Annotated in this window: 12 protein-coding genes; 5 read left to right on the top strand and 7 right to left on the bottom strand. The window is 55.3% G+C overall.

Annotated features, from left to right (window positions below; all coding sequences use genetic code 11):
- Positions 1 to 3: 3 nt before the first annotated feature.
- The gene (locus tag GOX61_RS15570; protein ID WP_170335191.1) at positions 4 to 714 is read left to right on the top strand and encodes an alpha/beta fold hydrolase; all 711 of its coding nucleotides are present in this window, start codon (positions 4 to 6) and stop codon (positions 712 to 714) included.
- Here GOX61_RS15570 and GOX61_RS15565 read toward each other — a convergent pair.
- The gene (locus tag GOX61_RS15565; RefSeq protein ID WP_170335189.1) at positions 711 to 1,295 is read right to left on the bottom strand and encodes a DUF6151 family protein; all 585 of its coding nucleotides are present in this window, start codon (positions 1,293 to 1,295) and stop codon (positions 711 to 713) included. The two genes, GOX61_RS15570 and GOX61_RS15565, sit on opposite strands and share 4 nt — an antisense overlap.
- Before the next feature lie 3 nt (positions 1,296 to 1,298).
- Positions 1,299 to 2,576 carry a polyhydroxyalkanoate depolymerase gene (gene phaZ / locus GOX61_RS15560; RefSeq protein ID WP_155151555.1) on the bottom strand — a complete coding sequence of 426 codons (1,278 nt, stop codon included), beginning with the start codon at positions 2,574 to 2,576 and terminating at the stop codon, positions 1,299 to 1,301.
- A 112-nt stretch (positions 2,577 to 2,688) separates the two neighbouring features.
- Here phaZ and GOX61_RS15555 point away from each other — a divergent pair, with 112 nt between their 5' ends.
- From GOX61_RS15555 to GOX61_RS15540, 4 genes are all read left to right on the top strand, one after another.
- Positions 2,689 to 4,491: a PHA/PHB synthase family protein gene (locus tag GOX61_RS15555; RefSeq protein ID WP_170335188.1), complete on the top strand. Its 1,803-nt coding sequence runs from the start codon at positions 2,689 to 2,691 to the stop codon at positions 4,489 to 4,491.
- 131 nt (positions 4,492 to 4,622) lie between these two features.
- Positions 4,623 to 5,069 (top strand): phasin family protein, encoded by a 447-nt coding sequence (locus GOX61_RS15550; RefSeq protein ID WP_155151549.1) that lies wholly within the window; start codon positions 4,623 to 4,625, stop codon positions 5,067 to 5,069.
- 136 nt (positions 5,070 to 5,205) lie between these two features.
- On the top strand, positions 5,206 to 5,760 hold the full coding sequence (gene phaR, locus GOX61_RS15545) for a polyhydroxyalkanoate synthesis repressor PhaR (RefSeq protein WP_170335186.1): 555 nt from the start codon (positions 5,206 to 5,208) through the stop codon (positions 5,758 to 5,760).
- Between the two features lie 12 nt (positions 5,761 to 5,772).
- Entirely contained in the window at positions 5,773 to 6,534 is a 762-nt protein-coding gene (locus GOX61_RS15540; protein WP_170335184.1) for a trypsin-like serine peptidase, read from the top strand.
- Positions 6,535 to 6,537: 3 nt separating this feature from the next.
- Here GOX61_RS15540 and GOX61_RS15535 read toward each other — a convergent pair whose 3' ends face one another.
- The 5 genes from GOX61_RS15535 to GOX61_RS15515 all read right to left on the bottom strand — a co-directional run bounded on the left by GOX61_RS15535 (position 6,538) and on the right by GOX61_RS15515 (position 12,597).
- Positions 6,538 to 7,752 carry a DegT/DnrJ/EryC1/StrS family aminotransferase gene (locus GOX61_RS15535; RefSeq protein ID WP_170335182.1) on the bottom strand — a complete coding sequence of 405 codons (1,215 nt, stop codon included), beginning with the start codon at positions 7,750 to 7,752 and terminating at the stop codon, positions 6,538 to 6,540.
- Positions 7,753 to 7,863: 111 nt separating this feature from the next.
- Positions 7,864 to 9,168 (bottom strand): NAD(P)/FAD-dependent oxidoreductase, encoded by a 1,305-nt coding sequence (locus GOX61_RS15530; protein WP_170335180.1) that lies wholly within the window; start codon positions 9,166 to 9,168, stop codon positions 7,864 to 7,866.
- Between the two features lie 12 nt (positions 9,169 to 9,180).
- Positions 9,181 to 10,539 (bottom strand): glutamine synthetase family protein, encoded by a 1,359-nt coding sequence (locus GOX61_RS15525; RefSeq protein WP_155151537.1) that lies wholly within the window; start codon positions 10,537 to 10,539, stop codon positions 9,181 to 9,183.
- Positions 10,539 to 11,219 carry a type 1 glutamine amidotransferase gene (locus GOX61_RS15520; protein WP_170335178.1) on the bottom strand — a complete coding sequence of 227 codons (681 nt, stop codon included), beginning with the start codon at positions 11,217 to 11,219 and terminating at the stop codon, positions 10,539 to 10,541. Before GOX61_RS15520 ends, GOX61_RS15525 begins: the two co-directional genes overlap by 1 nt.
- A 58-nt stretch (positions 11,220 to 11,277) precedes the next feature.
- Positions 11,278 to 12,597, bottom strand: coding sequence for a glutamine synthetase family protein (locus GOX61_RS15515; RefSeq protein WP_170335176.1), 1,320 nt, complete (start codon positions 12,595 to 12,597; stop codon positions 11,278 to 11,280).
- Positions 12,598 to 12,602 lie beyond the last annotated feature (5 nt).

Genomic DNA, 12,602 nt, shown 5'->3' with positions numbered 1-12,602 from the left:
CGCGTGATCGAGCCGCTGGTTTTGTTGCCTGGTTTAATGTGTGATGCTCGGCTGTTTCGTGCCCAGACAGAAGCGCTTTCGCGTGACAGGGCAGTCACTGTTGCGCCTGTTTCTGCGGGTGACCGGATCGAAGAAATCGCTTCGGGATTATTGGACCAACTTCCTCACAGGTTTGCTTTGGCCGGCCTTAGCATGGGCGGTGTCGTTGCGCTGGAATTGATCCGTCGAGCGCCAGACCGCATAACTCGGCTGTGTTTGATGGCAACAGATGCTCAGTCGGATACACCACAAATCGCTGCGGCACGCGAAGACCTGATTGTGGGTGCACAGGCAGGGCGACTGGAAGAGGTTATGCGCAAGGTTGTAGGCTCTGACACGCTGGCCCCCGGTCCACAACGAATTCCCATCCTGAATGATTTGTTGAAAACGGCCATGGAGCTGGGGCCCGAATTGTTCGTACGTCAGATGCGGGCGCTGCAACGTCGCCCCGATCAGCAAGGAACACTGCGCAAGATCAAAGCCCCGACACTTGTATTGTGCGGGGCGCATGACACGCTGACTCCGGTTCGAAAACATGCGTTTATGGCTGATTTGATCCCAGGGGCAGAGCTGCAAGTCATCGACGATGCCGGGCATCTGCCAACTTTGGAAACGCCTGAAACTGTGAACGAAGCGCTTGCACGTTGGCTGCAATCGCCACTCAAAATGTTCTAGTCGTAAAGACCTGCGCGTTCTTCGAGCGTAATAACATGCGAGGCTACGACAGGCTCGCCAGTTGTGAGGTTGAAGAAAGGGGTTTGTCGCCAGCTGCCTGTGAGCCAGGACTTCAGTAACCGTTTGGACAATCCGAATGCCGCATATTGCAGCTTTTCGTGTTTTTGCTTTCCATTTGGTCGCGGCACAAATCCGCGAGTGGTGACAGACCCCAGACGATCAGTGTCTGCGATCCGTTTCACGATGAAACTGGCGAATGGAAATTTTGGAGTACCTGGCGTCGTCGCCAACGGTGCATTGCAGCATCTTGCGTACCAACGAAACATACCGTTGGGGCTAAGCTGCATAAGCGCCAGGTTTTCTGCGCCTTCAGTGAATTGAATCTCCTCGGGGCTCATCTGGAAAACATCCACTGGTCCCGGTGCAGGATCTGGTTGATGGAAGTAGAGTTGTGCCGCCCGGCAATCATGACAGAAACAGGCGCAATGGGTTCCCGCCGTTACTCCGGAGCCGGTAATCTGGCCACGCAAACCACCGCAATCACATGAAAACGAAAGCGGCGGTTCGGTGTTATGCGCCATGGCTTAGGCTGCGCTGTTCTTGTTGGCAGCGCGCCGCTTGGATTTGGGCTTGCGCTGATTGTCATTCATGAAATCGATGACCAGAGGGCGGATATTGTCGCGCCAGCTGCGGCCAGCGAAAATGCCATAGTGGCCAGCGCCGGGCTCGACATGGCTCGCCTTTTTGCTGTCAGGCAAACCGGTGCAAAGGTCCAATGCGGCAATGCACTGTCCTGGGGCTGAAATATCGTCATTCGCACCTTCAACCGTTTTGACGGCGACGTCGGTGATTTTGCCGATATCCACTTTGTGGCCCGCCACGACAAACTCGTTCCGCGCAATTTCGCGGTTTTTGAAGATACGCTCGACGGTCGACAGATAGAACTCGGCCGTCATGTCCATCACGGCAAGGTACTCGTCGTAGAAACGGTTATGAGCGTCGTGCTCGGTGGCCTCGTCACGAACCACGCGCTGGATCTGGTCCGAGAACGCTTTGCTGTGACGTTCCGCATTCATAGACATGAAAGAGGCCAGTTGCAGCAGACCCGGATATACCATCCGACCCACGCCTTTGTATTTGAAGCCGACCCGCTGGATCATGGTTTCTTCCAGCTGGCCCATAGTTACCCGACGACCAAAGTCGGTGACCTCGGTAGGGGTCGCGTCCGGATCGACCGGCCCGCCAATCAGGGTCAGCGTGCTGGGTTGTGCTTTTGGATCAACTTCAGCCAGATACGCGGTTGCGGCCAAGGTCAGGGGAACAGGCTGGCAAACCGCAACAACATGCGTGTCCGGGCCGAGTTCCTTCATAAAATCGACAAGGTAGAGCGTGTAGTCCTCGACATCGAACTTGCCTTCGGAAACCGGGATATCGCGCGCATTATGCCAGTCGGTGACATATACCTCGCAATTGACCAGCAGGCTTTTGACCGTCGACCGAAGCAGCGTCGCATAGTGGCCCGACATCGGTGCAACCACAAGAACTTTGCGTGGTTGCTCTTCGCGCCCATTCACGCGAAAGTGGATCAAGTCTCCAAAGGGACGCTCAATAACTGTGGTGACGTCAACAAGATGATCCTTGCCATCTTCGCATGTAAACGTACGAATGCCCCAGTCGGGCTTCACGATCATGCGCTGGAATGTACGCTCGGTGACCTCACCCCATGCAGCCATCCAGCTGAACGCGGGATTGGGGACCATGGAAAACAACGGATACGACGCCATCGCACTGGCCGTAGCACCCAGCCACTGGTTGGTGTTGCGCATGGTTTCCATGAGGTCGTAGGTCATCATATAGCGCATGAAATGGGGCCTCCTGAGTGTCAGCCTGAGAGTTCGGACCATTCGCCGCTTTGCCCCCCAGCACCCACGACGTTATTCTGCATAGCAGCGAGGTTAGGGGGGAATTGTTAAAATGACAACAAGTGAAGGCCAAGCACCCGAAATGACCGACGAACATATTGAACGTATTAAGGAAAATATGGAAAAGGTCGAGCAGCTGTCTAAGCGCCTGATCGAAGTCATGGCGACAAAAAAGCCACACACCCCTGCGCTGGATGGTCCGAATCAAGAGCTTTTTGCACGAGCAGCAACAGCTTACTGGGCCGAGGCTTGGCAAAATCCTGCCAAGTTATTGGAACAACAGATAGAATACTGGGGCAAATCGGTTCTGAACTTTGCTGAGGCGCAGCAAGCTTTAACCGGTGCCGAGGTTGAAGAGCACGCGGAATTACCCCGTGATAAGCGCTTCTCGAACCCACTGTGGGAGACAAACCCCTATTTCCGGCTGGTCAGGCAGCAGTACCAGACCAATGCCGAGGCTATCGCACACGCTGTTGCCTCGGTTGAAGATCTGGATGCCAAGGACAGGCAGCGGCTGAAGTACTTTTCGCAGCAGATCGTTGATATGATGTCGCCGACCAATTTTCTGGCGACAAATCCGGATGCACTGGAAAAAGCGGTTGAAACCGAAGGGCAGTCGCTGATCCAGGGGTTGGAAAACCTGGTTTCCGATCTCGAAGCCAACGATGGCGAGCTTGTGGTCAAGCTGGCGGATGAAAGTGCATTCCAGATTGGCGGTAATATCGCGACCACTCCGGGCGATGTGGTTTACCGCAACCGAATGATGGAGCTGATCCAGTACAAGCCGGCAACCGAGACGGTGCATGAGACCCCTATCGTGCTGTTCCCGCCGTGGATCAACAAATTCTACATTCTGGATCTCAAGGCGCAGAACAGTCTGATCAAATGGGTGACCGAGCAGGGGTACACTCTGTTTGTCGTTAGTTGGGTCAACCCTGATGAATCCTATGCCGATACCGGGATGGAAGACTACATTCAGGACGGTTTTCTGACAGCGATTGATGAGGTCAAGAAGATCTGCAAGGTCAAGCAGGTCAACGCTGTCGGGTATTGTATCGCGGGCACCACTCTCAGCCTCACACTGTCGCTGCTCAAACAACGCGGAGATAAGTCTGTTAAGTCGGCAACCTTTTTTACGGCGCTGACGGACTTCTCGGATCAGGGAGAGTTCACACCTTTCCTGCAGAATGACTTCATCGACGGGATCGAAGAGGAAGTGAACAAGGAAGGCCTGCTGAGATCATGGATCATGGCGCGCACCTTCTCATTCCTGAGATCACGAGACCTGATATATGGCCCCGCGATCCGCAGCTACATGATGGGCGAAACACCTCCGGCTTTTGATCTGCTGTATTGGAACGGAGATGGTGCGAACCTGCCGGCTAAAATGGCAGTGCAGTATTTGCGGGGGCTCTGTCAGCGAAATGAATTCGCCACCGACGGGTTTGAGTTGATGGGGCACACATTGAAAGTGTCCGAGGTTGATGTGCCGCTGATGGCCATCACATGCCAGACTGACCATATCGCGGCCTGGAAAGACTGTTATAGCGGTGTGCAGAAAATGGGGTCGCGTTCCAAGACATTCGTGGTGTCGGAATCCGGTCACATTGCGGGGATCGTCAATCCCCCAAGCAAGAAGAAGTATGGGCACTATACAAACGCGGATCTGAAGGCAGACGCTGACACATGGTTGAAAGATGCGACCTTCAATGAAGGGTCGTGGTGGCCGATGTGGGAGGCTTGGCTGAAGAAGCGTTCAGGCAAGCAAGTGCCAGCCCGCGATCCGGGCGATTCGGGCCACCCGTCATTGGGACCTGCTCCAGGTACCTATGTTGTGGTCAAAGCAAGCGCCTGATTTTACACTGAAATCAAAAAATTTCTGCGCTGCAGCAAGAAAAAACTTGAAATGCTGCAATGCGGCAATCATATTACCTTCAAGCTGATGAAAACCGGGGTGGGCTCGGTTCGGCAAAAAGGATTATGACAATGGCAAAGACCCAAGACTTTACCGCGATCATGAAAGACATGATGGGCGCATTCCCGGTAGACACATCTGCTCTGGAAGATGCATTCAAATCGACTGCTTCTCTGAACGAGAAACTGTCGGGTGTTGCTCTGGAAGCAGCTGAGAAGTCGGCAGAAATCTCGAACAAATGGACCAAGGAAACCCTGGCCAAGCTGACCGAGATGTCGAAAGCAAAAGCCGAGCCTGCCGACTATGCCAAAGCCGCAACTGATTTCGCCAGCGCGTCTGCCGAAGTTGCTGCCGAGAACATGGCTGCATTCGCAGAAATCGCAAAGAAAGTTCAGTCCGAATCCATCGAACTGCTGATGGCTGCCGGCAAAGAAGCTGCAGAAGACGCAACTGCAGCTGTTAAGAAAGCTACCAACGACGTAACCGCTGCTGCGAAAAAAGCATCGGCTGCCAAGTAAGGTAAGTCCGCGACAAGCACCCATTCCTCCCAATCGGTGCAATCGCAAGAGGGCAGGTCGCTTGACCTGCCCTTTCTTTTTGTTCTGCAGTCGCATAACCTCTGCTGCAACGCATCATCCTTGGGGAGGGTAACCGGTGTCAGAACAAGAAAAACCGCTGTTGATAAAGCGTTACGCCAGTCGTCGACTGTATAATACAGAGACCAGCGATTACGTTACGCTTGAGGATATTGCCGGGTTCATTCGCGACGGACGCGAAGTGCAGATCATAGACCTGAAGACCGGTGATGATCTGACACGTCAGTATCTGCTTCAGATCATTGCCGAACACGAAAGCCGAGGCGAAAATGTTCTGCCGGTCAACGTCCTGAACGATCTGGTACGCAGCTACATGATCCCCGGCGGAGGCATGATGCCTCAATTCCTGCAAAGCTCGTTCGAGATGTTGCGCGAAAGCCAGACCAAGATGATGGAAAACATGAATGCCATGAATCCCATGAGTGGCATTCCGGGCTTTGATGCGATGCAGGCGCAGCAAAAAGCGTTTTTGAAAGCGATGACCGGTGGGTTGTCCGGCAACTGGTCTGGACCTGATAGCGAAGAAGAGGCCAAGCCAGAGGCAAAGGAAGACCTTGACGATATCAAGAAACAACTGGCCGAGTTGCAGCAGAAGCTCTCAAAACTGAGCTGATCGGAGACATGGATGCGATGGCTCATCCTGCTTGGTGCATTGCTCTGGGCAGGAGGAGTGTTCGCGCAGGGCCAGTTTTCAGAAACCTGGGAGCCAATTTGCACATTGGGCCAAGATACGGCTCTGGGCTGCAGTGATATCCGTGCCCGTGAAGTCTTGGATGCGTCTCAAGACCCTTGGCGGGCGATCGGGCGCGTCAACTTTGCGGGCAGAAATCAGCGTTCACATTGTACTGGCGTCCTCGTATCTGAACGATTGGTCCTGACTGCAGCGCATTGCCTTTACAACAGCGCCCGCAAGCGTTGGATACCCCCGTCGAGCATTCGTTTCGCCGCCGGGTATGAGCGTGGCAAGGCGGCTGCCGTGTCGTCAGTCAGAAAATTTCGTTTGGCCCCTGAGCAGGGAGTGGACGGCAGTTTCATAAATCGTGCTGAATTGGACTGGGCTGTTCTGGAGCTGAATGAGCCTATTGGTCAAAAGGTCGGATTTCTGGACGTCGCAATGGCTGGACAGGGCGCTGCCTTTGTCGCTGGCTATCCGGGTCTTCGTCCGCATGTGCTGAGCCGGACCAACAATTGCAATCCGCGCCTATATGGAGGCGGGTTAATGCTAGCGAATTGCCCGGTGATGATGGGAGATTCTGGCGCGCCGCTACTGGCGCAGGCTGAGACGGGACTACAGGTGGTCGGCATCCTGTCTCGCATTGCACCAACCCCTGAGGGGATTGATGCGCTGTTCTTGCCACCTGACTTGTTTCAGTTGGGCGACGACTAAACGTCAGGTGCCGTAGGCCGGGACCGCGTCAGCTACCTCTGCGACCGAAGCCAGCAGGATATCGGCGATGACATCCAGCTCTTCCCGCGTCAGACGTACAGGCAGACGCACGTCGCATGCTTTCATCAACATGTCGCGTGTCTGGGGCAGGTCGAACTTTTCAGGCAAAAACTGCCAGTTCCAGAAGGCACGGGCGTTGTCTTCACTCAGGCCAAATACCTGAACCTTGACACCACGCGCATCTGCCGCGGCAGCAAAGGCGCGTGTTTCAGCCTCATCCAACCCGACCAGATTGAACTGAATCGAATCCGGCGCGCGACGCTCGGGTTTCAGTGGGGCAGGGACATTGATGTAGGGCGAGGTGTTGAGGCGTTCGGCCACATAATCGTGGTTCGCCAAGCCATCGCGTACACGGCGCGCAAGCTCGGGGATTTGAGGGCGGATGACGGCCGCGCTCAGGTTGCTCAAGCGCAGGTTATAAAGGGGCAGTTGGTTCTGCCAGCGGGCAAAGGCCTGTTCCAATTCCGGTGAGTTATCACCCCGCGGACCTTTGTGTTTTTTCCAGTTGTGTTCATATGCGCCCGACATGATGACGGCACGAGCGACCAGATCGGCATCATCAGTTATCAGGATGCCACCTTCGCCTGCATTGATCATCTTGTAGGACTGAAACGAGAAGCATCCCACATTGCCAATCGTACCGATATTGCGACCATGCCAAGTTGTGCCCAGCGAATGTGCGGCGTCTTCAATAACCGGAATGCCCCGCGCGTTGCACAAATCCATAATGGCGTCCATGTCGGACGTGTGGCCGCGCATGTGGCTGATGATTACAGCCTGCACGTCATCAAGTTTGACTGCAAAGTCGGCCATGTCGATGCGATAGTTCTCACCCACCTCGCAAAGAACCGGAATGCAGTCTGCGTGAACCACCGATGACGGTACAGCGGCAAAGGTAAAGCCCGGGATCAAAACCCGCGCGTCCCGTGGCAGGTCCAGAGCTTTGAGCGACAGGAATAGCGCGGCTGAGCATGAGGAAACAGCCAGCGCGTATTTGGAGCCCAGCAATTCCGCAAACTCAGCCTCGAGCAGGGCGACAGGTGCATCCTGCGGTGCGGTGTAGCGGAACAAGTCCCCCGACTGCATTAATGCATCGATGGCTTCTCGTGCTGCTGCTGGGATGGGTTCGGCGTCATGAACGTTGGGTGGAAGCGTCATATTTGGATTTCCCGAATTCTATCTTTTGTAAAGATAAAGTCAGGATGCGGGCAAGCCAAGCTCTCATTCGCGCTGTCGGCGAAATTTCACCAAATTGTTGCGTTTAGAAAGTCACAGTCCCAACCGGTCGCGCATTGCGTACCAAGTCATTGCCAACACCAATAGGGGACTACGCAGAGCAGGACCGCCAGGGAAAGGCAGCGAAGGGACTTTACTCATCGTGTCAAACCCTTCGGATTGGCCTTGAATAGCCATTGCCATCAGTTGACCCGCATGGGTGGCGGTGCCGACCCCGTGGCCGGAATAGCCCGAAGCGGAAAGGATGTTGGGTGCTAGCCGCGTCAGATACGGCATACGCCGCATAGTGATCGCCAGCGTTCCACCCCAAGCATAGTCAATTTTGACATCGCGCAGGTGCGGAAAAATCTCGACCATGGGTTTGCGGACCTTGGCTGCGATATCAGCCGGGAACCGATAGCCATAGCTTTCACCGCCCCCAAACAGCAGACGTCCATCTGCACTCAGCCGGAAATAATTCACGACAAACTTGGTATCGGCGACTGCTATATCCTTGGTCAGAACCTGCTGAACATCAGCCCCCAAGGGCTCTGTTGCAGCAATGAAATTGTTTATCGGCATAACGCGTGCAGCAACCTGCCGGTTCAGATCACCCAGATACCCGTTGCAGGCGAGTATCGCATGATCCGCAGTCACCTGACCATTTTCTGTTCGGATAGTGACCTGCTGCCCCTCGTCAACCGCCAGAACCTCCGTCCCTTCATGAAGACGCGCTCCGGCTTTGATAGCAGCCCGTGCCAACCCGAGCGCGTAATTCAACGGGTGCAGATGCGCGGCACCCATATCCAGAAAGCCACCAGAATAAGCCGGAGAGGGGCACAAATCATGCCCGGCCGCCTTATCCAGTTGCTGTATTTGGTCATAGCCATACTTGCCCGACAGGTGCGCAGCATGCTCGTGTAATTCGTCTCGTTCGGTATCGGTGAAACCCAAAGTCGCTATGCCGGGCTTCAGATCGCACTCGATCTGGTGTTTCCCGATCAGCTCTTTGACCAGTGTCTTGGCATCCTCGGCCAAATCCCAGAGCTTGGCTGCATCTGCGTCTCCGACAAGCCGCTCCAGGTCTTCCTGCTCCATGCGCTGGGCGCTGCCCAGTTGACCGCCATTTCGTCCCGAAGCGCCAAAGCCCACACGATGAGCCTCAAGAAGCACCACATCGTATCCTGCCTCGGCCAAATGCAAAGCAGCCGACAATCCGGTATATCCGCCACCAACGATACAAACGTCGGCTTTTACATGCCCATTCAGCGGAGCGGTTTCTTCGGCACCATGTGCGGTAGCGGCGTACCAACTGGGTGGATAAGCGCCGCGCGTATCATTGCTGTAGAGCAGGTTCATTCAGCGCCCTCGTCAGACGTTCAGAAGCAGGTGCTCACGCTCCCACGGGGAAATCACTTGCAAGAACTCCTCGTATTCCGCCCGTTTGACGATGCCATAGACACGCGCAAACTCTGGTCCGAGAACCTCGTGCAGGGCTTCAGCTTCATCAAACAGATCCAGCGCTTCGCCCATGACCTGCGGAATGTCACCATCGCCCTCATAGGCATCGCCATAAAACTGTCGGCGCGGACGTTCCTGATGCGTCAGTCCCAGATACCCGCAGGCAAGTGAAACTGCGATCCCCAGATACGGGTTGCAATCCATACCGGCGATGCGGTTTTCAATCCGGCGGCTTTCAGGCCCCGACAAGGGAACGCGAATACCGGTAGTGCGATTGTCGCGCGCCCATTCCAGATTGATTGGTGCGGCATGGTCTTTCACATAACGACGATAGGAATTCACATAGGGTGCCATCACAGCAAGACCTGCTGGCAGATGGGTCTGCAGACCAGCGATGAAATGGTAGAATGCGTCAGTCTCACCACCCTGAGGACCCGAGAAGATGTTCTGCCCGGTTTCAGTATCCGTGATCGAGTGATGAATATGCATCGCCGATCCCGGCTCATCTTCGATCGGTTTTGCCATGAAGGTGGCGAAGCAATTGTGGCGAAGCGCAGCTTCTCGGATCAGCCGTTTGAAGTAGAAAACCTCATCGGCCAGCTTGACCGGATCACCATGGCGTAGATTGATCTCAAGTTGTCCGGCGCCGCCTTCCTGCGTGATGCCATCGATCTCAAAACCCTGATGTTCGGCAAAATCGTAGATGTCATCGATCACCGGCCCGAACTCATCCACGGCCGTCATCGAATAGGCCTGACGTGCTGCTGCCGGACGACCGGAGCGGCCCATCATGGGCTCGATGCCCTGCGCAGGGTCGACATTGCGGGCAACCAGAAAGAACTCCATTTCCGGTGCGACGATAGGGTTCCAGCCCTTGTCTCGATACAGTTGCACAACCCGCTTCAGCACGTTGCGCGGGCTGTAGGGGATCGGCTCCCCCTCGCGGTCGTAAGCATCGTGGATCACCTGCAATGTCCAGTCGCCTGTCCAGGGGGCGGCTGACACGGTTGAGAAATCCGGCTTCAGGATCATGTCGCGTTCGATGAACCCGTCCTCGCCTGCCGCTTCTCCCCAACCTCCGGTGATGGTCTGGTAAAAGATGCTGTCGGGCAGGTGGAAATAAGACTGCCGTGCGAATTTTGATGCGGGAACTGCCTTGCCTCGTGCGATACCGGGCAGGTCTGAAATAATGCACTCGACCTCATCAAGGCGATGACCATCGATATAGTCCTGTGCTGCCTGCGGCAGGTTATCCGTCCAATCGGCCATCAGGCCCTCGCTTTCTTTAAGAAATCCGCCATGTATCGTGCGATTTCCGGGTTGCTGTTCGAGGCATCTTGTCGGTTTGCGGCATCCTGCATTAGGTCATCGGGTACGACACCTTTGCCACGCGTCTGCATCAACCCTTCGACAAAACCATTCGAAAATTCCGGGTGCGCCTGCACGGTCCAGATCGTATCACCGTAGGACAGCATCGCGTTCTTGCAAAAATCGTTGGTACCCAGCACCTGTGCGCCATCGGGCAGTTCGACGACCTGATCCTGATGCCATGCGTTCAGGGATACCTTGTGACCGTCGAAATCATATTCGGTTCGACCGACTGCCCAGCCACCCTTGAATTTCTCAACCGTCCCGCCAAGGGCTTGGGCGATGATCTGATGGCCAAAACACACGCCGATCAGAGGTTTGCCGCTTTGCTGAATGTCGCGGATCAGATCCTCGAGTGGGGGTATCCAGGGATGGTCTTCGTATGCACCGTGACGAGAGCCGGTGATGATCCAGCCGTCCGCATCATCAACACTTTGCGGAAACTTCTGATCTACAACCGAAAACGTTTCGTATTCAAAGCCGTTTCCGTCCAGAAGCGTACGGAACATTTCGTCATATTCGCCGAACTTGTCGGTCAACTCGTCAGGTGAGTGGCCGGTTTGAAGGATGCCGATTTTCATGGGTCACCAAATTTGATCAAATTTAATCTAGCCGAGTCTCAGACAACGGGCAAGAGGGTCATACGGCCTCGAGATAACTGAGCCAGTGCTCCTCGGCCGGGCGGTCTGCAAAGCGGGCGATTTCCTGCCGCTTGGTCATCGCCATAAAGCGGATCAGATCGGCAGGGAAGATGCGAGCGACTTGCGGATCGGTTTCAAAACCCGCAATGGCCGATTGCCAATCCCCTGCCAGTTGGGGAAGGCCGTCGATCTCATAGGCATTGCCCGAGATTGGCTCGGGTGCCTGTGACCCATCTTTGATGCCATTGAGGGCGGCCCCCAAAACAGCGGCCAACATGAGATAGGGATTGATATCTCCGCCTGCGACGCGATGTTCGATCCGGCGTGCCGCTGGTGCGCCACCGGGAATCCGGATGGCGGCCGTTCGGTTTTCATAGGCCCAGCTGGCACCGGTCGGGGCGTGTGCACCCGGGATGAGGCGGGTGTAAGAGTTGCCATGGGGCGCAAAGATCAGGGTGCTGCCGGGCATTGCCGCAAGACAACCGGCAACGGCTGAGCGCAAAACCTCGGTGCCCTCCGGACCGCCATTATCGAAAACATTGTGGCCTTTCTCATCCACAACCGAGAAATGCACATGCATCCCGTTGCCTGCATCTTCGGAATAGGGTTTGGCCATGAAGGTTGCCGAGAACCCGTGTTTGCGCGCAAGCCCGCGGGTCAAAGCCTTGAAAAGCCACGTATCATCTGCACAGCGCATCGCATCCTGATGATTCAGGTTGATCTCGAACTGACCAATTCCACTTTCCGAGATGGCGGTCTGGGCCGGAATTCCCATCTCCGCACAGCCATCGTACAGGTCGTTAAAAAATGCATCGAACGCGTCCAGTTCGGCCATGGACAATACAGCCTCGTCTGAAAGGCGACGGCCCGTTAGTGGATTGATTGGCGGCATGGGCGATGAACCCGACGCATCCAGCAATGTAAATTCAAGCTCGGTAGCTGCGATAACAGACCAGCCTCGCTCTGCGTAATCGGACAAAACCGTTGCCAGTGCGTGGCGCGGATCACCGGCAAACGGCTTACCATCGTCGTCGTAAAGACACATCGGAACCAGCGCCGTTGGTGTATCAAGCCAAGGCATAGGTACCGGGCCGCGCTCTGTCGGAAGCAAAACACCATCGGCATCGCCGGATTCAAATACCAGCGGACTGCCATCTATATCAGCCCCCCAGAGATCCACATTGAGTGCTGAAAACGGCATCCGGACTGCACCCTTGTCGAGTTTTGCAGCATAAGAAGAGGGTACACGCTTGCCTCGCATCTGACCGTTGAGGTCACAAGCGGCGACGCGAAAGGTGTGCAGCGTACTCAGGTCCATTGGGA

This window comes from Ruegeria arenilitoris, assembly GCF_013030265.1.
Taxonomy (GTDB): Bacteria; Pseudomonadota; Alphaproteobacteria; order Rhodobacterales; family Rhodobacteraceae; genus Ruegeria; species Ruegeria arenilitoris_E.
This window is presented reverse-complemented; position numbering and strand designations above follow the sequence as displayed.

What these genes read in the sequence shown, in the direction of transcription:
- GOX61_RS15555 (WP_170335188.1), top strand. Translation starts at nt 2,689, where the DNA reads ATGACAACAAGTGAAGGCCAAGCACCCGAAATGACCGACGAACATATT.
- GOX61_RS15565 (WP_170335189.1), bottom strand. Translation starts at nt 1,295, where the DNA reads ATGGCGCATAACACCGAACCGCCGCTTTCGTTTTCATGTGATTGCGGT.
- GOX61_RS15550 (WP_155151549.1), top strand. Translation starts at nt 4,623, where the DNA reads ATGGCAAAGACCCAAGACTTTACCGCGATCATGAAAGACATGATGGGC.
- GOX61_RS15540 (WP_170335184.1), top strand. Translation starts at nt 5,773, where the DNA reads ATGCGATGGCTCATCCTGCTTGGTGCATTGCTCTGGGCAGGAGGAGTG.
- phaZ (WP_155151555.1), bottom strand. Translation starts at nt 2,576, where the DNA reads ATGCGCTATATGATGACCTACGACCTCATGGAAACCATGCGCAACACC.
- GOX61_RS15530 (WP_170335180.1), bottom strand. Translation starts at nt 9,168, where the DNA reads ATGAACCTGCTCTACAGCAATGATACGCGCGGCGCTTATCCACCCAGT.
- GOX61_RS15535 (WP_170335182.1), bottom strand. Translation starts at nt 7,752, where the DNA reads ATGACGCTTCCACCCAACGTTCATGACGCCGAACCCATCCCAGCAGCA.
- GOX61_RS15520 (WP_170335178.1), bottom strand. Translation starts at nt 11,219, where the DNA reads ATGAAAATCGGCATCCTTCAAACCGGCCACTCACCTGACGAGTTGACC.
- GOX61_RS15525 (WP_155151537.1), bottom strand. Translation starts at nt 10,539, where the DNA reads ATGGCCGATTGGACGGATAACCTGCCGCAGGCAGCACAGGACTATATC.
- GOX61_RS15515 (WP_170335176.1), bottom strand. Translation starts at nt 12,597, where the DNA reads ATGGACCTGAGTACGCTGCACACCTTTCGCGTCGCCGCTTGTGACCTC.